Consider the following 22635-nt stretch of genomic DNA (forward strand, 5'->3'; position numbering starts at 1 on the left):
ACATGTTCGGATTGGGTAAGGGCGCCAAACGCTTTAGCGGCATCAGCGGCGCCAATAGTGTCAGCGGCAGTCTCCGTAGCAAGTCGTGGTTCGGCGCAGGCCTCTTCGCCACCCTGTTCGCGCTGACCCTGGCATTCGCCGGCCCGGCGCGGGCGCAGGACACGCGCCTGCCGGTCGGCGTGAGCTTCAGCATTCTGTCGGACATCGTCAAAGCCGTCGGCGGCGACCGGATCGACGTCACCACGCTGGTCGGCCCGGATCAGGACACCCACACCTACGAGCCGACCCCGGCTGACGTTGCCAAGCTTGCCGGCACCAAGCTGTTCTTCGTGAACGGCCTGGGTTTTGAAGGCTGGCTGCCCCGTCTGATGAAGTCGAGCCACTATTCCGGCCAGCTCGTCACGGTCACGAAGGGCCTCAAGCCCCGCACGATGGAGGACGACGGCAAGACGATCACGGATCCGCACATGTTTCAGGATCCCGAGCGCGTGAAGACCATGGTGGACAACATCGCGGCCGCCCTCTCGCAAGCTGACCCGGCCGGCGCGCCTTACTATGCCGCGCGCGCCCAAAACTACCGTGTCGCGCTCGACGAGGTGATCGCCTGGGCCAAGAAGCAGCTGGCCTCGATTCCGCCGTCACGCCGCGTGGTGCTGACCTCGCACGACGCCTTCGGCTACCTCGGCATGCGCTTCGACATCAAATTCCTCGCCCCGGAAGGCGTGTCGACGGAAAGCGAAGCCAGCGCCCGCGACGTCGCCAACCTGATCCGCGTGATCCGCAAGACGGGCATCAAGGCGGTATTCATGGAGAACATCTCCAATCCGCGACTGGTCGAACGCATTGCGCACGACGCCAAGGTGACGGTCGACGGCAAGCTGTACTCCGACGCCCTGTCGAAGAATCCGGAAGCGACGACCTACCTCCAGTTGTTCCAGTACAACATCCGGGCGCTCGCCACGGCGATGAAGGACAACCGCTGAGCCCTGACGGGCGCGCCCTTCCCCGCTCCTCCTCGGTGCACGCGGTATAATGTGTGCACCACACACCGGCCCCACGACGGAGGTCCGGACAGGCCGGCTATGCCGGCTTTTGCGTTTGGTTGCGTTTGAATTTCGCTCGAATTTCATGATTACCGACGCCCCCAGGTCAACCACTGCGAACGGCGCACACTCCATGGCAAAAAAGATTTACATCAAGACGTTCGGCTGTCAGATGAACGAGTACGACTCCGACAAGATGGCGGACGTGCTCGGCGCGGCTGAAGGCCTCGAAAAGACCGACACCCCCGAAGACGCCGACGTCATCCTGTTCAACACCTGCTCCGTGCGCGAAAAGGCGCAGGAAAAGGTGTTCTCGGATCTGGGCCGCATGCGCGCCCTCAAGGAAATCAAGCCGGATCTGGTGATCGGCGTCGGCGGCTGCGTCGCCAGTCAGGAAGGCGCGGCCATCGTGCAGCGCGCCCCTTACGTGGACGTGGTGTTCGGCCCGCAAACGCTGCACCGTCTGCCGCAGATGCTCGAAGCGCGGCGCTCGACCGGCCGCTCGCAGGTCGACATCTCCTTCCCGGAAATCGAAAAGTTCGACCACCTGCCGCCGGCCAAGGTCGAAGGCGCCACGGCGTTCGTCTCGATCATGGAAGGTTGCTCGAAGTATTGCAGCTACTGCGTGGTGCCGTACACGCGCGGCGATGAAGTCTCGCGTCCGTTCGAAGACGTGCTCACCGAGATTGCCGGGCTGGCCGAACAGGGCGTGCGTGAAATCACGCTGCTGGGCCAGAACGTGAACGCCTATCGCGGCCTGATGGCCGACGGCGAGATCGCCGACTTCGCGCTGCTCATCGAATACGTGGCCGAAGTGCCGGGTATCGAGCGCATTCGCTACACGACCAGCCACCCGAAGGAATTCACGCAGCGTCTGATCGACACCTACGCCAAGGTGCCCAAGCTCGTGAGCCATCTGCATCTGCCCGTGCAGCACGGCGCGGACCGCGTGCTCTCGGCCATGAAGCGCGGTTACACGGTGCTGGAGTACAAGTCGATCATCCGTCGACTGCGTCAGGTGCGTCCTGACATGTCGATGTCGTCGGACTTCATCGTCGGCTTCCCCGGCGAGACGGAAGAGGATTTCGACAAGCTCATGGCGATGATCCACGACATCGGCTACGACACCAGCTTCTCGTTCATCTACAGCCCGCGCCCCGGCACGCCCGCAGCGAACCTGCAAGACGATACGCCGCGCGAAGTGAAGCTGCGTCGTCTGCAGCACTTGCAGGCCGTGATCGAGGAGAACGCAGCACGCATCAGCCAGCGCATGGTCGGCTCGCGTCAGCGCATTCTGGTCGAAGGCGTTTCGCGCAAAGACCCGAACGAACTGCAAGGCCGCACTGAAAACAACCGCGTGGTCAACTTCCCGGCGCCCGAGGCACAACGCGCGGGCCTGATCGGCCAGATGACCGACGTCGTGATCACCTTCGCCTATCCGCACTCGCTGCGCGGCGAACTGGTCGTCACGCATTGAATATGGGACCGGCGGGGCGTATCGAGCCACCACAAGCCACAGCTGGCATCGCTGCCCCCGTCACCGCCAAGCCATCGAACGACCTGAACAGGCAAACGACCGGATCATCTTGAAAGCACCCGTCCAAGAATTCACCGCTCCGCGCGACGACAATCGCCGCCTGGCCAATCTCTGCGGCCCGCTCGACGAGAATCTGCGTCAGATCGAACAGGCGCTCGACGTCTCGATCACCCGTCGCGGCCATCGCTTCTCCATTCGCGGCAAGAGTGCCGCCGTCGCCACGCAGGCGCTCGAGAGTTTCTACAACCGCGCAACCGAAGCGCTGTCCGTCGACGACATCCAGCTCGGACTTGTGGAAACGCGTCAGGGCCTCGCGCCGAGCGTGCGCCATGGCGACGATAACCCGTTCGCCGCCGGTGAGACGGAAGACGGCTCGCCGGTGCTGCACACGCGTCGCAGCGACCTGCACGGCCGCACGCCCGCCCAGCGCGATTACCTCAAGCAGATCCTGTCGCACGACGTGACGTTCGGCATCGGCCCGGCCGGTACCGGCAAGACGTATCTCGCCGTGGCCTGCGCCGTCGACGCCCTGGAGCGCGATGCCGTCAAGCGCATCGTGCTCACGCGCCCGGCCGTGGAAGCGGGCGAGCGCCTGGGCTTCCTGCCCGGCGATCTGGCACAGAAGGTCGATCCGTATCTGCGCCCGCTGTACGACGCGCTGTACGACCTGCTCGGCTTCGACAAGACGCAGAAGTATTTCGAGAAACAGATGATCGAGATCGCGCCGCTGGCCTACATGCGCGGCCGTACGCTCAATCATGCCTTCATCATTCTCGACGAGGCGCAGAACACCACGCCCGAGCAGATGAAGATGTTCCTCACGCGTATCGGTTTCGGCAGCAAGGCCGTGGTGACCGGCGATACCACGCAGGTCGACCTGCCGCGCGGGCAAAAGAGCGGCCTGATGGAAGCGCAGGTGATCCTGAAGAACGTTCGCGGCATCGCCATGACGCGCTTCACCAGCGTGGATGTGGTGCGTCACCCGCTGGTCGCACGCATCGTCGAAGCGTACGACGAACACGCGCAACATCTGGAAGCCGGACTCGATCTGCCGGCCTCGGATTCGCGCGGCGATCGCACGGGGCACGCCTCGCGTGCCTCACGCGCATCAAGCACGGCCGGAGGCAAGGCATGAGCGGTCGGCCCGCCCGCCACTCGCTCACGCTGACGAACCAGTTCGTGGCGGGGCCCGCGTTCGCATCGCACAAGGCGCTGCTCTCGCGCACCGCCGTGCGCCGCTGGGTGCAGGCCGCGCTGCTCGCCGACGCCGAACTGACGCTGCGCTTCGTCGACACCGACGAAGGTCAGACGCTCAATCGCGGCTATCGCGGCAAGGACTACGCGACCAATGTGCTGACGTTCGCCTACGCGCAGGACGAAAGCGATCCGGTTACGGGCGACATCGTGCTATGTTGCCCGGTGGTTGAACGCGAGGCGAACGAGCAAGGCATCTCGCTCGAAGCGCACTACGCGCACCTGATCGTGCATGGCGTGCTGCACGCGCAAGGCTACGATCACGAGGAAGACGACGAAGCGCAGGAGATGGAAGGCCTCGAGACGGAGATTCTCGCCGGACTCGGTTACGCCGATCCGTATGCGTCGGAGAAGTCGGCGACAAAAGCCCGTCGAACCTGACCGAGCCCCTGCCCCCATCCCTCCAAGCTCCTTAAGCCCCCCAATACGCCCTATGGACCGCATTCCCGACCGACCGGACGCCCCTGACGCCAGCAACAGCGCGCAGACCAGCACGTCGAGCGGCCCGGGATGCACGCGTTATCCGCCGGACCTCGGCGCCTCCCGTCATCTGACGCAAGAGGAAATGAGCCAGTCGCTCGACGCCGCGCTCGTCGACTGGGACGGCCGCGAGGACCTTTGGATCTTCGCGTACGGCTCGCTCATCTGGAATCCCGGCATGCCCGTCGAAGAAAGTCATCATGCACGCGTGCATGGCTATCACCGGGGGTTGTATCTGTGGTCGCGCGTCAATCGCGGCACGCCCGAGCAACCGGGGCTGGTGCTGGCGCTGGACCGGGGCGGCTCGTGCGCCGGCGTGGCCATGCGGCTGGCCGCGCGTCATGCGCGCACCGAACTCGAAACGCTCTGGTATCGCGAAATGGCCATGGGGTCGTACCGTCCGATGTGGCTGAATTGCCAACTGGCGGACGGCCGCGCCAAGCCGGGGCTGGCGTTCGTCATGCGGCGCGAAGCCGTGAGCTACGCCGGACGTCTGTCCGACGACATCGTGCGGCAGGTTTTCGATCAGGCGCAGGGACGCTACGGCACCACGCACGATTACGTCGCCCGGACCGTCAAGGCGCTGCGCGAAGCGGGCATGCCCGACCCCGCGCTAGAGGCGTTGCTGCACCGCTGCGGTGCAAGATAAGCCCCCGGATTGTCGCGAGCGGGCGACGGAAACGTCCTGAAATATGCGCAACGGCGCAGCACGCCCGGACGACGCCCTCCCGCACACCGCCTGACGCGGAGATGCCGCACATCTGGTGTATCCTTGAGCTTCCTGTAACAGCTCGGCGTCCGCCCAACTTGGACGCGCCGTCATGAACGACCCTTATCCCAGTCGACCCGGTCGAAAAAACACCGAAAAACCTCGCTCTCTGCTCGAACGCCTCACCGATCTGATTTCCCCGGAGCCGGAGTCGCGCGCAGAGTTGCTCGAAATTCTGCAAGACGCCCACGCCCGTAACCTGATGGACGCCGATTCTCTGGCGATGATCGAGGGCGTATTCCAGGTGGCCGATCTGTGCGCCCGCGACATCATGGTGCCGCGCGCGCAAATGGACGCCATCAACATCGAACAGACCCCCGAAGCATTCATGCCGTTCGTACTGGAACAGGCGCACTCGCGCTATCCGGTCTATGAAGGCAATCGCGACAACATCATCGGCATTCTGCTCGCCAAGGATCTGTTGCGTTACTACGCGAATCACGATTTCGACGTGCGCGACATGCTGCGCCCGGCCGTGTTCATTCCGGAGTCGAAGCGTCTGAACGTGCTGCTGCACGACTTCCGCGTCAATCGCAATCACATCGCCATCGTCGTGGACGAATACGGCGGCGTGGCCGGTCTCATCACGATCGAAGACGTGCTCGAACAGATCGTCGGCGACATCGAGGACGAGTACGACTTCGATGAAGAAGAAGACAACATCATCGCCGCGCCCGACGGGACGTATCGCATTCGTGCGCTCACGGAAATCGAGCAGTTCAACGAAGCGTTCGGCACCCAGTTCCACGATGACGAGAACGACACGATCGGCGGTATGATCACGCACCAGTTCGGCCGTGTGCCGCGCCGGGGTGAGCGTATGCGCATCGGCAATCTCGTGTTCGAAGTGCTGCGCGCCGACGGCCGTCAGGTCCACATGCTGCTGTTGCGGCGCGTGGAACCGGCACCGGCCATCGAAGCCGAGTAACTCCCAATCATCGATCCATGCAGGAAATGACCGTCCACGCGCCCGAGCGGCGCTCGTGGCCGGCCTGGCGTGCCCGAGTGCTCGCCGGTCTGGCCGGTATCGCGCAAACCCTGGCCTTCGCCCCGCGCGATCTCTGGTGGCTGCAACTGCTCGCGATGGCAGGTCTGTTTGCGCTCGTCGAGCGCAGCGCCTCGCGACGTCATGCGCTCTGGCTGGGCGGCAGTTTCGGGCTCACGTCGTTCGTCTCCGGCATCTGGTGGCTCTACATCAGCATGCATACCTACGGCGGCATGCCCGGCGTCATGGCCGGCGCCGCCGTCGTGCTGTTCTCGATCTACCTCGCGATCTATCCCGCGCTCGCCGCATTCGTCACGCGCTCGGTCACGGCGACCGGCCCGTGGCGTGTGCTCGCCTTCGCAGGCGCCTGGACGCTCGCCGAATGGCTGCGCGGCACCGTCTTCACCGGCTTTCCCTGGCTCTCCCCCGGTTACGCGCATGTCGACGGCCCGCTCGCAGGTTTCGCGCCGCTGCTCGGCGTGTACGGCATCGCCGGCCTTGCAGCGCTCGCCGCAGCGTGGCTCGCTCGCGCGCTCGTTCCCGTCGTGGCGGCAACACGTGCGATGCGACGTCTCGTGGCGGTCGTGGGCGTACTCGCATTGATGGGCGTGGGTGCGGGGCTGGCGCGTCACGCCTGGACGACGCCGTCGGGCAAGCCGCTCTCGGTACGTCTGCTGCAAGGCAATGTGGCGCAGGACATGAAGTTCGAGCGCGCGGGCATCGACCACGCGATGACGATGTACCGCGACATGATCGTGGCCGCGCCGGCCGACCTCATCATCACGCCGGAGACCGCGTTTCCGGTGCTGCTGCAAGGCATTCCGCCCGAGGTCGCCACGCCGATTCGCCAATTCGTGGACCGTACCGGCTCGCATGTGGTGCTGGGCGCGGTCGGCGCCACGATCACCGATCGCGGCCCGACCGATCTCACCAACAGCCTGTTCGGTGTGGCGCCGCGCGATCAGACACTTTATCGCTACGACAAGCACCACCTCGTGCCCTTCGGCGAATTCGTGCCGTGGGGTTTTCGCTGGTTCGTCGACATGATGCACATCCCGCTGGGTGACTTCCTGCGCGGCACGGCAACGCCGGGCGGCTTCCCGATCCGGGATCAGCGCGTGGCGCTCAACATTTGCTACGAGGACTTGTTCGGCGAGGAAATTGCGCAGGCGCTACGCAACATGCCGGAACCGGCCACGGTGCTGGCGAACTCGACCAATCTGGCGTGGTTCGGCGACACCATTGCGCTGGACCAGCATTTGCAGATCGCCCGGATGCGCACGCTGGAGACGGGGCGTCCGATGCTGCGAGCGACGAACACGGGCGCCACCGCCATCATCGACGCGCACGGCAAGGTGCAGGGACGTCTGCCGGCCATGACCGTGGGTGCGCTCACCGGCAACGTACAACCGTACAGCGGCCTCACCCCGTACGTGCGCTTCGGCAACGTGCCCGCACTGGTGCTCGCCCTGGTCGCACTCGGCCTCGGTCTGGCCATGACGCGCCGCGCGCGCTGAGCGGCGATCCGGGCATCGGCGCGCCAGCGCCATCCATGGAAACGACATCGGGGGATGTGAAAATCTCCCCGTCGTAACATCCCGGGGCCATCAGCGCCCCGCGCGGGTCGAATTCCCGCTAAAATTCAACGTTTTAGTCTTTCGGCCGCGCTCGCGGCCGGGCCGGAAGACTGCGCAAAATCCGCATATTTTCCTGTTCGTCCGCGCGAATTCATCATGCTTACCTTTCAACAAGTCATCCTGACGTTGCAGGATTACTGGGACAAGCAAGGCTGTGCGTTGCTCCAGCCTTACGACATGGAGGTCGGCGCCGGTACCTCGCACACTGCCACGTTCCTGCGCGCGATCGGCCCGGAGCCGTGGCGCGCCGCCTATGTGCAGCCGTCGCGCCGTCCCAAGGATGGCCGTTACGGTGAGAATCCGAACCGCATGCAGCACTACTACCAGTATCAGGTGGTGCTCAAGCCGGCCCCGGAAAACATCCTCGACCTGTACCTGGGCTCGCTGCGCGCGCTCGGCCTCGATCTGACCGAAAACGACGTGCGCTTCGTCGAAGACGACTGGGAAAATCCCACGCTCGGCGCCTGGGGTCTGGGCTGGGAAGTCTGGCTCAACGGCATGGAAGTCACGCAGTTCACCTACTTCCAGCAAGTCGGCGGCCTCGACTGCAAGCCGGTGCTCGGCGAAATCACGTACGGTATCGAGCGTCTGGCCATGTATCTGCAACAGGTCGAGAACGTCTACGACCTCGTGTGGACGGAATGGGAAGAGCAAACGGTCGACGGCCCGGTCAAGCGCCGCCTGACGTATGGCGACGTGTTCCATCAGAACGAAGTCGAGCAGTCGACGTATAACTTCGAGCACTCGAACCAGCCGATGCTCTTCAGCTTCTTCGACAACTACGAGAGCGAAGCGAAGCGTCTGATCGAAGCCGAACTGGCGCTGCCCGCCTACGAGATGATTCTCAAGGCCGCACACACCTTCAACCTGCTCGACGCGCGCGGCGCCATTTCGGTGACCGAGCGTGCGGCGTACATCGGCCGTATCCGCGCGTTGTCGCGTCTGATCGCACAGGCCTACTACGCTTCGCGCGAAAAGCTCGGCTTCCCGATGCTGAACGCCCCCGCCGCAAAAACTCAAACGCAAGCCGCATGATGAGCACCGCACAACGCACCCTGCTGGTCGAACTGCTGACCGAAGAACTGCCGCCGAAGGCACTGGCGCGTCTCGGTGACGCGTTTGCCGACGGTATCGCCAACGGCCTGCGTTCGCGCGGTCTCGTGACCGAAGCGAGCGTCGTCACGCCGTTCGCCACGCCGCGCCGTCTGGCCGTGTCGATCACGAACGTGCTCGACCGCGCCCCGGACGCCACCATTCGCGCCAAGGTCCTGCCGGTGTCCGTCGCGCTCGACGCCAACGGCAACCCCACGCCGCCGCTCGCGAAGAAACTCGCTGCGATGGGCTTCGCCGACCTGCCGGTCGCAAGCCTGGAGCGCGCCATGGACGGCAAGGCCGAAGCCTTCTTCCACACCTACACCGCCGCCGGCGCCCAACTGGCCGACGCGCTGCAAGCCTCGCTCGACGAAACGCTCGGCAAGCTGCCGATTCCGAAGGTGATGAGCTATCAGCGTCCCGATGGCGAGACGGTGCAGTTCGTGCGCCCGGTGCATGGTCTGATCGCCCTGCACGGCGACACGATCGTGCCGGCGACGGCCATCGGCCTCGCCTCCGGCAACAAGACGCAAGGCCACCGCTTCCTGTCGAAGGGTGAGGTCACGGTGGCAAACGCCGACGCCTACGCCGCCACGCTGGAGACCGAAGGCAAGATCGTCGCCAGCTTCGCCGGCCGTCGCGACGCGATTCGCGAGCGTCTGCTCGCCGCTGCCGGCAACGATCACGTGGTGATGCCCGATTCGCTGCTCGACGAAGTGACCGCCCTCGTCGAATGGCCCGCAATCTACGCCTGCCATTTCGAGAAGGAATTCCTGGCCGTGCCGCAGGAATGTCTGATTCTCACGATGCAGACGAACCAGAAATACTTCGCGCTCACCGACAAGCCGCTCGCCGACGGCGGCCGTCTGACGAACCGCTTCCTGATCGTCTCCAACATCGAGACGAGCCAGCCCGAGCAGATCGTGACGGGTAACGAGCGTGTGGTGCGCCCGCGTCTGGCCGATGCGAAGTTCTTCTTCGAGCAGGACAAGAAGAAGCCGCTCGCCGATCGTGTGCCGCTGCTCGCGAACGTCGTCTATCACAACAAGCTGGGCTCGCAGTTCGAGCGCACGCAGCGTCTGGTGAAGCTCGCCGGCGCGATCGCGCACATGATCGGCGCCGACGCGAACGGCGTGAAGCTCGCCGAGCGCGGCGCGCTGCTCGCCAAGGCCGACCTGCTGACCGACATGGTCGGCGAGTTCCCGGAACTGCAAGGCACGATGGGCACATACTACGCGCGTCACGACGGCGAAGACACCGACGTCGCGCTCGCTTGCTCGGAACACTATCAGCCGCGCTTCGCCGGCGACGCCCTGCCCGCGAGCCAGACCGGCATCGTAGTGGCGCTGGCCGACAAGCTCGAAACGCTCGTGGGCATCTGGGGCATCGGCCTGCAACCGACGGGTGAGAAAGACCCGTTCGCACTGCGTCGTCATGCGCTCGGTATCGTACGCATGCTCATCGAGAAGCGTCTGCCGGCCATGCTGCCGGAACTGCTGCACGTCACGTACAAGCAGTTCACGACGGGCGTGGCCGATTCCGCGTATCTGGGCGACGTCTACCAGTTCGTACTCGACCGTCTGCGCGGCTATCTGCGTGAGCAAGGCTACGCCGCGAACGAGATCGAAGCCGTGCTGGCCGATCAGCCGAAGTATCTGGGCGATCTGATCGAGCGTCTGGACGCCGTGCGCGCCTTCTCGGCGCTGCCGCAAGCCGAAGCCCTCGCCGCGGCGAACAAGCGTATCGGCAACATCCTGAAGAAGACGGCCCCGCCCGCAGACGGCACGATCTCGCCGGACCTGCTGCTGGAGCCGGCCGAGAAGGCTCTGGCGGCTGCGCTTGAAAAGGTGACGCCGGCCGTGGAGCAGAAGTTCGAGGCACGCGAGTACGCACAAGCGCTCTCCGCGCTGGCCGAACTGCGCGACGCGGTCGACGCCTTCTTCAACGACGTGATGGTGATGGCCGACGAGGAGGCACTGCGCAACAACCGCCTCGCGTTGCTCAAGAACCTGCACTTCCAGATGAACCGCGTGGCCGATCTCTCGAAGCTCGCCGCGTGATGTTCCAACGAGTCAACTGAGCTACTCATGGATTCGCGCAAAGATCGCACCCTCGGCCCCGCCGCCCGCAAACTCGTGATTCTCGACCGGGACGGCGTCATCAACGTCGACTCGGATCAATTCATCAAGTCGACGGATGAGTGGGTGCCGCTACCCGGCAGTCTCGAGGCCATCGGCCGGCTCAATCAGGCGGGCTACCGCGTGGTCGTGGCGACGAACCAGTCGGGGGTGGGGCGCGGTCTTTTCGACATGGCGACGCTCGGTGCCATGCACGCGAAGATGTCGAAGCTGGCGGCTGCCGCCGGCGGACGCATCGACGCCGTGTTCTTCTGCCCGCATACCTCGGTCGACGCCTGCGATTGCCGCAAGCCGAAGCCCGGTCTGTTCCAGGAAATTGCGCGTCGCTACGAAGTCGATCTGACCGGCGTGCCGGCCGTGGGCGACTCGTTGCGCGATCTTCAGGCCGCCGCCGCCGTGGGCGCACAACCGCATCTGGTCCTCACCGGCAAAGGCAAGAAGACGCTCGCCGCAGGCAACCTGCCCGACGGCACGCGCGTGCACGATAGTCTCGCGGCGTTCGTCAACGATCTGCTCGCCGACGAAGACGCCTGAGCGCCATCGTCACGATCTCCCGTACTCGCCCGCAAGCCCACCAAGACAACCGCCGCGACGCCCGACTCAGACCCGACGCCCATGCAGCAACTTCGCTCGACTCTCTTCTTCATCTTCCAGATCGTCTGGACGATTCCGTATGCCATCGCGTGCATCGTGTCGTTCCCGTTCCTGACGCGTCACCAGCGCTACTGGTTCGCGGTGGGCTGGTGCAAGGTGGTCACGCGCGTGGGCGACAAGCTCTGTGGCATGCGTTACCGCGTGATCGGCTGGGAGAACCTGCCGAAGACGTCGGTGATTCTGCTCTCGAAGCATCAGTCGGCGTGGGAGACGGTGGCGCTGCCGGCGCTGATGCCGCGGCCGCTGTGCTATGTCTTCAAGCGCGAACTGCTTTACGTGCCGTTCTTCGGCTGGGCGCTGGGTCTGCTGAGCATGATTCACATCGATCGACGCAAGGGCACCGATGCGTTCGCCTCGGTCGTCAAGCAAGGGCGTGATCGACTGGCCGAAGGGAACTGGATCATCATGTTCCCGGAAGGCACGCGCACGAAGACCGGTTCGCGCAACAAGTACAAGTCGGGCGGCGCCCGTCTGGCGACGGCAACGGGCACGCCGGTCGTGCCCATCGCGCACAATGCCGGACGTGTCTGGCCGCGCAACTCGTTCTTGAAATTCCCCGGCGAAGTGATCGTCTCCATCGGACCGGTCATCGAGACGGCAGGCCGCACCGCCGAAGCCGTCAATGCCGACGTCGCCGAGTGGATCGAACGCGAGATGATACGGATCGACCCGGCGGCCTATACGTCGAAACCGAGGGCTGGCGCTTCCGACGCGGGAGACGCTTCAGAGGCCTCCGACGTGAAGCCTCGGACCTGACTACGCAATACGCGAGACCGTCTCATGTCGAAAGCCCAACCTGCCACTCGCGACCCTCGCCAGACCGGCAACGCGCGCGACAGCCGCAACCGGCATGAGACCCCGGCACCCCAGATGGAACTCGACTTGTTCGGCAGTCCCGCCGCCGAAGCCAACGGCGTCGCCACGGATGCCCCTGCGGCGTCTGCCCCGCCAGTCACTCCGGTAAGCACGAACGCTGCCGCGACGACCACGACCGCCGCCGACACGAATCTGACGACCTCGCCAGGCAGCGGTCCGCGACGCGCACCGGCCCCGGGCGAGCGCGTCATCATGCTCGACGGCCACGCCCTCTACTACCGGTTCAAGCGTTCCTCACGCCGCACCATCGGTTTCATGATCGACGAATCGGGACTGGCCGTGACGGCCCCTCGCTGGGTGACGATCGCCGATGTCGAAGCCGCTGTCGTCGAGAAGAAGCGCTGGATCTTCAGCAAGATCGCCGAGTTTCGCGAACGCGCGGCGCGACGGGTGATTCCCCGCGTGACGTGGGTCGACGGCGCGACGCTGCCGTACCTCGGCCATACGCTGACCGTGCGTCTGGGCGGACGCGCCGGCGCCGCGCAATACGACATCCATACGCACACGCTGTGGCTCGATCTGCCGCCGCAGGCCGCGCCAGAACAGATGCGCGACCGCGTGCAAGGCTGGCTGCAACAAGAAGCCCGCAAGCTCTTCACCACCCGGCTGGAGGTCTACGGCGAGCGTCTTGGCGTGCGCTACACGGCGCTGGGGCTGTCGTCTGCCACCACGCGCTGGGGCAGTTGCAGCGCCGACGGACGCATTCGCCTGAACTGGCGTCTGATCCACTTCCCGCTCGGCGTGATCGACTACGTCGTGGCGCACGAACTGGCGCACTTGAAGGAGATGAACCACGGACCGCGCTTCTGGCAGGCCGTGGCGTCGATCTTCCCGGAATTCGAGGCGGCGCGCGACACGCTCAAATCACACGCGCCCGAGTGGCTGCCGGAATTCTGAGCGGGCGACGGCACGCAAATATCGCAATCTCTCGCTTTTCAAATTAAAAATCGCTCAACGCAACATGAATGATGTTCATTTTCATGGCGACGGGTACAATTGAGTTTTCGTTGTCCCCACACTGAAAACACCATGCGAATGCTCCATACCATGCTGCGCGTCGGCGACCTGCAGCGCTCGATCGATTTCTACACGCGCGTGCTCGGCATGCAACTGCTGCGTCAGAGCGAGAACCCTGAGTACAAGTACACGCTGGCGTTCGTCGGCTACGGTTCCGAGTCGGAGAACACCGTGCTCGAACTGACGTACAACTGGGGCGTGGAAAAGTACGAAATCGGCACCGCGTTCGGCCATCTGGCCATCGAAGTCGAAGACGCCTACCTCGCCTGCGATACGATTCGCGCGGCCGGCGGCAAGATCTCGCGTGAAGCCGGTCCGGTCAAGGGCGGTACCACGGTCATCGCCTTCGTCGAAGATCCGGACGGCTACAAGATCGAACTGATCCAGAAGCACTCGAGCAAGGGCGGTCTGTAAGACAGCCCCGCTCGGCCTGCCGAGCGGGAACACGTCCCACTTTCGAGCCGATCGGTTTGCCACACCGGCGGCGTCGAGTGTTGCCGATGACGCCGACGTGAAAACGGCCGCCCTGCCCGGGCGGCCGTGTCGTTTGCAACGTCGGTGATTGCGCGTGTCCTGCGCGACGCCTCAGAACTCGACCATCGCGAAATCGTCTTTCCCCACGTCGCACAGCGGGCAACGCCAGTCTTGCGGCACATCCTCCCAGCGCGTGCCCGGTGCAATGCCGTCTTCGGGGTAGCCCGTCGCCTCGTCGTAAATCCATCCGCATATCACGCAGACCCATTGGCGCGACGCGAGCGCCGGCGGCGTCTCGGTGGCATCAGACAGCGTTGGGGCTGCGTCCGCGTGTGTCACCTCCGCGACTGACGACACCTGGGGATCGAGCAGCGAGAACGTCAGCGGCGCTTCGGTTCCCGAGGCGTCATCGACGGCGCGCGCCAGATGCCTTTGCAATGCATCGAGCAATGCCTGCGCTTCTTCCCGGCTGAGGTCGATCCAGAACGGATCGCCGGCACCGTCGTTGAGTCGTGACGGGGAGAACTGCAATTCGACGGCTGAGCCTTTCTTGTACATGAGCTTCGGTGCTGATCTGGTGCTGAATACGGCGGTAACGAAAAACGAAATCGGGAGGCAAACACGGCCTCGCGGAGGATTCTAGCGTCGCGTGCCTGGCGAATAAACCAGGGATTCGGGGAGACATTGTGCCGCCTGGCAGAACAATGTGCAGAACAAAACCGAACGTCAGCCGAGATTACCCGCACTGGCAGCACCAGAATCATGCGTGGCATATCAGGATCGGTGACAATGGTCGGCACTGCGCACCGCGCGCGCGATACATCGTCATCCGAACCAATTCCATGAAAACCACGCCACGTCCGGTCGACGCCACCGCACTCGCGATCATGCTGGGCCTGTGCATGATCTGGGGCGGCCAGCAGGTCGCCGTCAAACTCGCCGTACCGGTCGTGCCGGCCGTCTTGCAGGCGGGCCTGCGCTCCGTCATTGCCACGCTGCTCGTCGGCGGATGGATGGTGTGGCGGCGTCAGCGCCTGATCACCGGCGACGGCACCCTGCCCGCCGGCATCCTCGCCGGCGTGCTGTTCTCGCTCGAATTCCTCTGCATCTTCGTCGGCCTCACCCATACGACCGCCTCGCGCATGGCGGTCTTCCTGTACTCGGCGCCGTGCTTTACCGCCATCGGGCTGCACTGGACCGTGCCGAGCGAGCGGCTTCGGCCTGCCCAATGGCTGGGCATGGCCATCGCGTTCTGCGGCATCGTGGTGGCGTTCTCGGACGGCAGCAGCGCGGATATCGCGAAGACCTGGCCCGGCGATCTCCTGGCGATCCTCGCGGGCATTTTCTGGGGGATGACGACAGTGGTGGTCCGGGCGTCGCGGCTGGCAACGGCCGCGCCGTCGAAGACACTGCTGTATCAGCTCGCGGTCTCGGCCGTGCTGCTGTGTCTGCTGGCGCTGGCGACCGGGAATGTGGCCATCGGACCGATGACGGCCACCACGTGGATCAGTCTCGTCTATCAGTCCATTGGCGTGGCGTTTGCGAGCTATCTGATCTGGTTCTGGCTGCTCACGCGTTACAGCGCCGCCCGCCTCGCGTCGTTCTCGTTCCTGAGCCCGCTCTTCGGCGTGACGTTCGGCGTGCTGATTCTCGGCGAGTCGGTCGGCTGGCGCTTCGGCGGCGCCGTCGTGCTCGTCTTCGTCGGGATCAGCCTTGTGAACCGGCGCCGCTGATGGCGCGTGCGAGATTCACGTACTCGTCGACCGGCACATCTTCGGCGCGACGCGTGAGGTCGAAACCGAGCGCGTCGAAATCCACGCGATCCCGATAACTGTGCAGCGTGTTGCGCAGCATCTTGCGACGCTGCGAAAACGCCTGTGCGACGACCGCTTCGAACACGTCCAGATCGACCTCCGGCAAATCGGCCACCGCACGCGGAATCATCCGCACCACGGCCGAATCGACCTTCGGCGGCGGATTGAACGCCTCGGGCGGCACATCCAGCACCTTGTCCATCCAGTAGCGATACTGAAGCATGACCGACAGGCGGCTGTAATTGCTTGAGCCCGCCGGCGCCACCATGCGTTCGACCACTTCGTCCTGCAACATGAAGTGCTGGTCGCGCACGAGCGCGGCGTAGCGCATGAGATGGAACAGCAGCGGGCTGGAGATGTTGTACGGCAAGTTGCCGACGATGCGCAGCGGCGCCTCGTCACGACGATCGGCCGGGACGAGCGAGCCGAAGTCGAAGTCGAGCGCGTCGCCTGCATGAACGCTCACGCGCTCACCGAACTTGCGCGTGAGGCGCGTGACCAGATCGCGGTCGAGCTCGACCACATGCAGATGCGCGAGCCATTCGGTCAGCGGCGTCGTCAGCGCGCCGAGACCCGGTCCGATTTCGACCATCAGGTCGTCGGTGCGCGGCGAGATCGCGCTCACGATCGCGTCGATCACGCCCATGTCGACGAGAAAGTTCTGACCAAAACGTTTGCGCGCCACGTGGCCCTGTTGGACGCCCGTGCGCTTCGATGCGCTACTCATGTGAAATTCCTTATGACTGCGGCTGGGCGGCATGCGGGTCGCCGCTCGCACCTGCGGTCAGTTGTGCGTGTGTTGCGGCATTGGCCGCCATCGTCGCGGCGGTGCGCAATGCTTCCAGAAGGCTGCCGCTTTCGGCCTGCCCCGTGCCTGCGAGATCGAGCGCGGTGCCATGATCGACCGACGTGCGGATGATCGGCAAGCCCAGCGTGATATTGACGCCGGCGCCAAAACTGGCGTACTTGAGCACCGGCAAGCCCTGATCGTGGTACATGGCGAGCACGGCGTCGGCCCCTTCGAGATGACGCGGCTGAAACAGCGTATCGGCCGGATACGGGCCACGCGCGTCGATGCCGACGGCATGCGCATCGTCCAGCGCCGGGGTGATGACGTCGATCTCCTCGCGCCCGAGATAGCCCGACTCCCCCGCATGCGGGTTGAGGCCGGTCACGAGAATGCGCGGACGTGTCACGCCGAAATGGCGCATCAGGTCCTGATGGAGGATGACGAGCGTTTGCAGCAGTTCGTCGCGACGGATCGCACCGGGCACCTGCGCCAGCGGCAGATGCGTGGTGGCCAGCGCGACGCGCAGCCCGCCCCCGGCGAGCATCATCACCACGCGCGGCGTGCCCGTACGCTCGGCGAGATACTCGGTGTGGCCGGTGAAGGCAACGCCGCAATCGTTGATCGTGCTCTTTTGCAGCGGCGCCGTGACTACAGCATCGTAGGCACCGGCCATGGCGCCGTCGATGGCGTCGTCGAGCAACGCCAGTACGTAACGGCCGTTGGCGGCGTCGAGTTGCCCCGGCGTGACGGGCACCGCAAGCGGGTGATGCACGACGCGCACACGGCCATCGGCGAGCAACTGCTGCCAGACGTCGCCCAACCCCACGGCCTGCGCCCGCGCGGCGAGCAACGAGGCATCGCCGAGCACGGCAAACCGGCATCGGGCGAGCAAAGCGTCGGGCGGGGAAGACGCCGGCGAGGAAGCCGGGAAAGCGGCGGAAGTCTCCGGGACAGCGAGGCACTTCACGAGCGCCTGCACCGTCAACTCCGGCCCGACGCCCGCCGGTTCACCCGTGGTGATGGCGAGAACGAAGGACCGGTCCGAAGTCATGCCTGAAAAGAGAATGGAGTCGAGGAACGTCTCACGCGGCGCTTACTGCTGCGCGCTGCTCAGACGGTAGTCGACGTAAGCGCTGTCGCGCAGTTGTTGCAACCAGTCGCGGTATTGCTGCTCGGCCTTGCGTCCACGCAGTTCCTGCATGGCAAGGTTGCGCTCCTGATCGCCGGAGACTTGCGACTCGCGATGGCCCAGCACCTGAATCAGGTGGTAACCATACTCCGAGCGCACCGGATCGCTGATCTGGCCGTCCTTGAGTTCCGACATGGCACGCTCGAATGCAGGCACCGTCTCGCCCGGCGAAATCCAGCCGAGATCGCCGCCTTGCGACGCCGAGCCGTCCTTCGAGTTCTCGCGCGCTGCCACGGCAAAGTCGAGTTGCCCCGCTTCGATCTTCGACTTCAGATCAAGCAGCTTCTTGCGTGCTGCTTCTTCCGAAACGCCGTCGCCCACCGGAATCAGGATGTGACGGGCGTGGATCTGCGGCACGGTCATGCCCTGATCGCCGCCCTGCTTGCGCGTTTCGACCAGCTTGATGACGTGAAAACCGTTGTTGCTGCGAAGCACCTGCGGCACGACCGTGCCCGCTTGCAGCTTCTGAACCTGATTCAGGTACAGATCGGGAATACGTTCGGGAATGCGGAACCCCATGTCGCCGCCGTTCGCCGCATCGGAGGCATCCGAGTACTGCTTGGCGAGTGCGGCGAAGTCGCCACCGGCCTTCGCCTTGTCGAGCGCCTCGGCCGCCTTTTTCTGGGCTGCGTTGACCTGATCGGGCGTTGCGCCGTCCGGCAGCTTCACCAGAATCTCGCTCAGGCGGTATTCCGTTTCCGTCGGTGTGGCGGTCGCGCCGCGCTGTGCGGCGAGATATGAATTGATTTCCGAGTCGCTCACCTGCACCTGGCTGTCGACCTCGCGATCGCGCAGACGCGCCATGGTGATCTGCTCGCGCACTTCCTTGCGGAAGGCGTCCCACGGTACGCCGGCCTGCGACAGACGCGCCTTGTACTGATCGACGCTCAGACGGTTGTCGGCGGCGATACGCTGCAATGCCTGCTCGACGTCGGCGTCTTTCACGACGATACCGTCTTCCTTGGCACGCTGGAGCTGCACCTGCGTGACGATCATCTGCTCGAGCACCTGACGTTGCAGCAGGTCGGCATCCGGGATCGGGCGCTTGGCGAGCGTCAATTGGTGCTTGGCTTCCTCGATACGCGTGTCGAGTTCCTTGCGGGTGATCACGCTGTCGTTGACCACGGCGACGATGGAATCGACCGCCCGTGCAGACGACGCGGGCGCGCCTGCCGTTCTGGCGCTGACCGGCGCCGGCTGAGCCACCGCCACCCCGGCGGCAAGGCACAAGCCCGACAGGCCCGCTAACAGCGAGGCACGCTTCACAAACATGTCATTCATAGTTGCTGAATCGAGAAGGAATCTGGTTCGTCGGCGGCGGTTGATAGCCCGGCACCCCGACCTTGAAGGCTTCTGTGGCGCTGTTGCCGGACTTGGTCAAGCCCTTCAACTCCAACTGCGCGAAGATGCGCGAGGTCGTCGTCGTAGCGTTGGTCGCGTAGCGCTGGAGCCCCACCCGGAAGGCCCAGCAGTCGGCATCATACTCGAAACCCGCCAGGGCATCGATGAACGTCTTGTCCGTGATGCTGTAGTTCAGGCGGCCAACGATGCCGAATCGCGGTGTGATCGGCCACTGCCCGGAAAGTTCGATCTGATTGATCGGCGAGACCGTCAATGCGGTTTGTCCCACGACCGGCGGCGGATTGCGCAGATAGCGGTAGTACAGGTTGAATACCTTGCGCTCGCCGGGACGCCACGTCACGCCGACGTCCGAGCGGTTGAACTGCGATGTGCTCGGGCTGTATTGCACGGCGGAACTGAAAGTGATGTTCCGGTATAGCAGGGCCGAGCCGCCGACCAGGAAGTCGGATACGCCGGCGTCTTCCGGCACCCCGCCCGGCATGGTCACGCGCGACTGCTGAATGTTGTAGCGCTGTGCGTACCAGATACGCCCGCGTTCCACACCGGTTTCGGCGTCGATCAGGCGTGAGGTCAGCGCTGCCGTGACACGGTTCGCGTCCTGAATACGGTCGACGCCAATGAACGAGTTCTCGCTGAAGATTTCCGCGAGGTTGAAGTCGGCTGTCGCGCTGTCGAAAATCGGAATCGAACTCTGATTGCGGTACGGCGTATAGACGTAGAACAACCGCGGCTCCAACGTCTGCTTCATGGCTGTGCCGAACAGCGTGAGCGGGCGTTCGAACGTCAAACCGGTATCGAGGCTGACCGTTGGCACCGTACGCGTGATCGACGACTGCATCGTCGATCCGCTCGGATAGTCAACGTTGTACGACGCGGCATTGAAAATGACCTTCGGCACGACGAAATAGCCGGGCGTCAGGATCGGGTAGCTCAATGTGGGCTGCGCGTAGATCCGCTCGCCGTTCGGCTGCCCCGTCCATGAAGCGATCTGGAAACGGTTATACCGGATCGGCATCGTGAAATCGAAGCCGTGGAAGTCAAGCTTGTTATACGTCGCCGACAGCTCCGGCACGGATTCGTACTGCGGCGTGCTAGGCGCCAGTGTCTGATACTTCAGCACGCGCGCGAGAAACGACCAGTCGCCGTAACTCCACGTCAGACCCGCTTCGCGGTTGTACACGCGCTGAACCCCGGTCTGGAAGTTCGTGCCCGAGCCGAAATCGTCCGGATACGTATCGTCGGACACCTTCGTGAAGTTGACGTAGGCGTTCACGCCATAGCCCAGCGACTGACTGTGCTGGAACGTGAACGTGTAACGGGCGTCACCCGTCACACGATCCTTCGGCAGGTATTCGATGTGGAACAGGCCGCCGTAGGTTGGCTCCATGTACCGGAAATCGGCAACGCCCATCACACCTCGCTTCGTCATGAAGCGCGGGGTAATCGTCAGGTCCCGATTAGGCGCGATATTGAAGTAATACGGCGTGGCCAGCTCGAAGCCGGTGCGGCTCGATTGCGTAAACGTCGGCGCCAGAAATCCCGAACGGCGCTCGTTCGACGTCGGGAACGACAGGTACGGACTGGCGAGAATCGGCACGCCCTGGAAGAACAGGATGCCGTTGTACGCCGTGCCTTCCTGCTGCTCCTGGTCGAACTCGAATTCCGACGCCTTGATGTACCACGCCGGGGTTTTGCCCTCTTCCGCACAGGTGCTACAACCCGAATAGGTACCCCGTTGCAGCGTGATGACGTTGTTCGCCTCGATATCCGCGCGCTCCGACTTGCCCCCGCCGCCGGAGACAAGCCGGTAGGTCGGGGTGAGCATGTAGCCATCGCCCGCGCCGGTATACATATGGGCCTCGGGGCCGGTGAACAGATTGCCGCCCTGCGACAGACGGGCGTTGCCGTGAGCCACGACCTCGTCCGTGTCCTGGTCGTAGGTCAGGCGGTCGCCCTTCACGAACGAGCGGTACTTGCGCGCCTCGGCGTCGTCATCGACCGTCGCATCGACATTGGTCCGACCGGAGAGATGCATGCCCCGCACGTACATCGGCACGTCGTTGCCGTCTCCAAGCGGGTTGTCGACGAGCGCCGGCACCGTTCTCAGCACGAGACCGTCGCTCTTGGCAATATCGGGCGGGGGAGCTTCCTGCGCACCGGCGAGCGAACACCACACGCCCGGGAGGGAGAGCAGGAGCGCCAGTGGCTTGCGTCGCGTGCGCATCATGCGCCGCAGCGACGAGACTTCATTCGTATGGACTTGTTTATCCGGCATGTACGCAAACAGCGTGACAATCGAGGCGCCGCTTGCGGGCAGCCAATCCCGCCTGTCCAGACGGCTTTGCCGGGACATTCGGGACGGTCGATCGAGGTCGAGAAACAGGGCGTCTGGAAAACATGATCGGGTATTATATGGCAAGACGTTTACCGCCCCCATCATGACAGCACACCCCACCGCATCCGCGAGTGTTTCCAACGCTTCCAGCGCCCTCGCCGACACCACCGATCCCCGCCTGCAAGCCCTTCACCACTGGCTCTCCAGCGTGTCCGGCGCGTTCTCGCTCGACATGACGAACTGGGCCCCCGCTTCGGCGGACGCGAGCTTCCGGCGCTACTTCCGCATCGGCAGCCACGATCCGGCGCATCCGAGCCTGATCGTAATGGACGCGCCGCCGCCGCAGGAGGATTGCCGTCCGTTCGTGCACATCGCCGGCTTGCTGGCCGAAGCGGGCCTGCAAGCCCCGAAGGTACTGGCCGAGGATCTTGCGCAGGGTTTCCTGCTACTCACGGATCTGGGACGCGAGACGTATCTCGACGTGCTCAACGACGATAATGCTCGCCCGCTCATGCGCGCCGCGCTCGACGCGCTCATCGTCTGGCAGAAAAGCTCGCGCCCGGAGGTGCTGCCCGCCTATGACACGGCGCTGCTCCAGCGCGAACTCGACCTGTTCCCGGACTGGTACGTCGGCAAGCATCTGAAGGTGGCGCTGAGCGACACGCAGCGCGCCACGCTCGATCGCATCAACCAGTTGCTCATCGAGAGCGCACTCGCGCAGCCCAAGGTGTTCGTGCATCGCGACTACATGCCGCGCAACCTGATGCCGGGTCTGCCGGGCACGACCGGTCCGGGCATTCTCGATTTTCAGGATGCCGTCTACGGCCCGCTCACTTACGACGTCATTTCGCTCATGCGCGACGCGTTCCTCAGTTGGGACGAGGAGCGTCAGCTCGACTGGCTGGCGTATTACTGGGAGCGTGCACGCAAGGCCGGTCTGCCGGTCGACGCGGATTTCGGCGAGTTCTACCGTCAGGCCGAGTGGATGGGACTGCAACGCCACCTCAAGGTGCTCGGCATCTTCGCGCGCATCAACTACCGCGACGGCAAGCCGCGCTATCTCGCCGATACGCCACGCTTTATCGATTACGCCCGCAAGGTCGCGGACCGCTACGCGCCGCTGCGTCCGCTGGCCAGGCTGCTCGACGAACTGACCGGCCAGCAGGTCGATGTCGGTTACACGTTCTGA

The 22635-nt window shown here is 64.4% G+C and carries 20 protein-coding genes; 15 read left to right on the forward strand and 5 right to left on the reverse strand.

All coding sequences use genetic code 11. The annotated features are described in order from the left end of the window. The first annotated feature begins 2 nt into the window (after positions 1 to 2). The 13 genes from C5N93_RS02090 (at position 3) to gloA (ending at position 13896) form a co-directional block, all read left to right on the forward strand. Entirely contained in the window at positions 3 to 983 is a 981-nt protein-coding gene (locus C5N93_RS02090) for a metal ABC transporter substrate-binding protein (protein ID WP_242558079.1), read from the forward strand. A 193-nt stretch (positions 984 to 1176) separates the two neighbouring features. Next, entirely contained in the window at positions 1177 to 2520 is a 1344-nt protein-coding gene (miaB, locus tag C5N93_RS02095; RefSeq protein WP_069342463.1) for a tRNA (N6-isopentenyl adenosine(37)-C2)-methylthiotransferase MiaB, read from the forward strand. A gap of 109 nt (positions 2521 to 2629) precedes the next feature. Then, entirely contained in the window at positions 2630 to 3715 is a 1086-nt protein-coding gene (locus C5N93_RS28270) for a PhoH family protein (protein WP_277990172.1), read from the forward strand. Continuing rightward, on the forward strand, positions 3712 to 4215 hold the full coding sequence (gene ybeY, locus C5N93_RS02105; RefSeq protein ID WP_242558080.1) for an rRNA maturation RNase YbeY: 504 nt from the start codon (positions 3712 to 3714) through the stop codon (positions 4213 to 4215). Before C5N93_RS28270 ends, ybeY begins: the two co-directional genes overlap by 4 nt. A 52-nt stretch (positions 4216 to 4267) precedes the next feature. Then, positions 4268 to 4963 carry a gamma-glutamylcyclotransferase gene (locus C5N93_RS02110; RefSeq protein WP_242558081.1) on the forward strand — a complete coding sequence of 232 codons (696 nt, stop codon included), beginning with the start codon at positions 4268 to 4270 and terminating at the stop codon, positions 4961 to 4963. A gap of 172 nt (positions 4964 to 5135) precedes the next feature. Next, the gene (locus tag C5N93_RS02115) at positions 5136 to 6011 is read left to right on the forward strand and encodes a transporter associated domain-containing protein (protein ID WP_150719880.1); all 876 of its coding nucleotides are present in this window, start codon (positions 5136 to 5138) and stop codon (positions 6009 to 6011) included. A gap of 17 nt (positions 6012 to 6028) precedes the next feature. Beyond that, complete coding sequence (lnt, locus tag C5N93_RS02120; protein ID WP_242558082.1) at positions 6029 to 7585, forward strand: apolipoprotein N-acyltransferase; 1557 nt, start codon at positions 6029 to 6031, stop codon at positions 7583 to 7585. A gap of 216 nt (positions 7586 to 7801) precedes the next feature. Then, positions 7802 to 8740, forward strand: a complete 939-nt coding sequence (glyQ, locus tag C5N93_RS02125; protein ID WP_069341019.1) for a glycine--tRNA ligase subunit alpha — start codon at positions 7802 to 7804, stop codon at positions 8738 to 8740. Then, the gene (gene glyS, locus C5N93_RS02130; protein WP_242558083.1) at positions 8737 to 10857 is read left to right on the forward strand and encodes a glycine--tRNA ligase subunit beta; all 2121 of its coding nucleotides are present in this window, start codon (positions 8737 to 8739) and stop codon (positions 10855 to 10857) included. The genes glyQ and glyS overlap by 4 nt, the downstream gene beginning before the upstream one ends. 27 nt (positions 10858 to 10884) lie before the next feature. Beyond that, complete coding sequence (gene gmhB / locus C5N93_RS02135) at positions 10885 to 11469, forward strand: D-glycero-beta-D-manno-heptose 1,7-bisphosphate 7-phosphatase (protein WP_150719883.1); 585 nt, start codon at positions 10885 to 10887, stop codon at positions 11467 to 11469. A gap of 81 nt (positions 11470 to 11550) precedes the next feature. After that, the gene (locus tag C5N93_RS02140; RefSeq protein ID WP_150719884.1) at positions 11551 to 12345 is read left to right on the forward strand and encodes a lysophospholipid acyltransferase family protein; all 795 of its coding nucleotides are present in this window, start codon (positions 11551 to 11553) and stop codon (positions 12343 to 12345) included. A 114-nt stretch (positions 12346 to 12459) separates the two neighbouring features. Continuing rightward, positions 12460 to 13362, forward strand: coding sequence for a SprT family zinc-dependent metalloprotease (locus C5N93_RS02145; RefSeq protein WP_242558096.1), 903 nt, complete (start codon positions 12460 to 12462; stop codon positions 13360 to 13362). Positions 13363 to 13494: 132 nt separating this feature from the next. Then, the gene (gene gloA / locus C5N93_RS02150; RefSeq protein WP_150719885.1) at positions 13495 to 13896 is read left to right on the forward strand and encodes a lactoylglutathione lyase; all 402 of its coding nucleotides are present in this window, start codon (positions 13495 to 13497) and stop codon (positions 13894 to 13896) included. A gap of 171 nt (positions 13897 to 14067) precedes the next feature. On the opposite strand, the gene C5N93_RS02155 is transcribed toward gloA, so the two are convergent. Beyond that, positions 14068 to 14514, reverse strand: a complete 447-nt coding sequence (locus C5N93_RS02155; protein ID WP_242558084.1) for a rubredoxin — start codon at positions 14512 to 14514, stop codon at positions 14068 to 14070. Positions 14515 to 14798: 284 nt separating this feature from the next. Here C5N93_RS02155 and C5N93_RS02160 point away from each other — a divergent pair, with 284 nt between their 5' ends. Continuing rightward, positions 14799 to 15689 (forward strand): DMT family transporter, encoded by an 891-nt coding sequence (locus C5N93_RS02160; RefSeq protein ID WP_242558085.1) that lies wholly within the window; start codon positions 14799 to 14801, stop codon positions 15687 to 15689. Here C5N93_RS02160 and rsmA read toward each other — a convergent pair. The 4 genes from rsmA to C5N93_RS02180 are packed head-to-tail and all read right to left on the reverse strand — an operon-like array spanning position 15664 to position 21464. Continuing rightward, positions 15664 to 16497, reverse strand: a complete 834-nt coding sequence (gene rsmA, locus C5N93_RS02165) for a 16S rRNA (adenine(1518)-N(6)/adenine(1519)-N(6))-dimethyltransferase RsmA (protein WP_242558086.1) — start codon at positions 16495 to 16497, stop codon at positions 15664 to 15666. The two genes, C5N93_RS02160 and rsmA, sit on opposite strands and share 26 nt — an antisense overlap. A gap of 10 nt (positions 16498 to 16507) precedes the next feature. Further along, positions 16508 to 17611: a 4-hydroxythreonine-4-phosphate dehydrogenase PdxA gene (gene pdxA, locus C5N93_RS02170; protein WP_242558087.1), complete on the reverse strand. Its 1104-nt coding sequence runs from the start codon at positions 17609 to 17611 to the stop codon at positions 16508 to 16510. Between the two features lie 42 nt (positions 17612 to 17653). Next, entirely contained in the window at positions 17654 to 19030 is a 1377-nt protein-coding gene (locus C5N93_RS02175; RefSeq protein WP_150719890.1) for a peptidylprolyl isomerase, read from the reverse strand. Then, positions 19023 to 21464, reverse strand: coding sequence for an LPS-assembly protein LptD (locus tag C5N93_RS02180; protein ID WP_242558088.1), 2442 nt, complete (start codon positions 21462 to 21464; stop codon positions 19023 to 19025). Before C5N93_RS02180 ends, C5N93_RS02175 begins: the two co-directional genes overlap by 8 nt. Before the next feature lie 85 nt (positions 21465 to 21549). Between C5N93_RS02180 and C5N93_RS02185 the strand changes: the two genes are divergently transcribed. Further along, positions 21550 to 22635: a phosphotransferase gene (locus tag C5N93_RS02185; RefSeq protein ID WP_242558089.1), complete on the forward strand. Its 1086-nt coding sequence runs from the start codon at positions 21550 to 21552 to the stop codon at positions 22633 to 22635.

This window comes from Pandoraea sp. LA3, from assembly GCF_022696215.1.
Lineage (GTDB): Bacteria > Pseudomonadota > Gammaproteobacteria > Burkholderiales > Burkholderiaceae > Pandoraea > Pandoraea capi.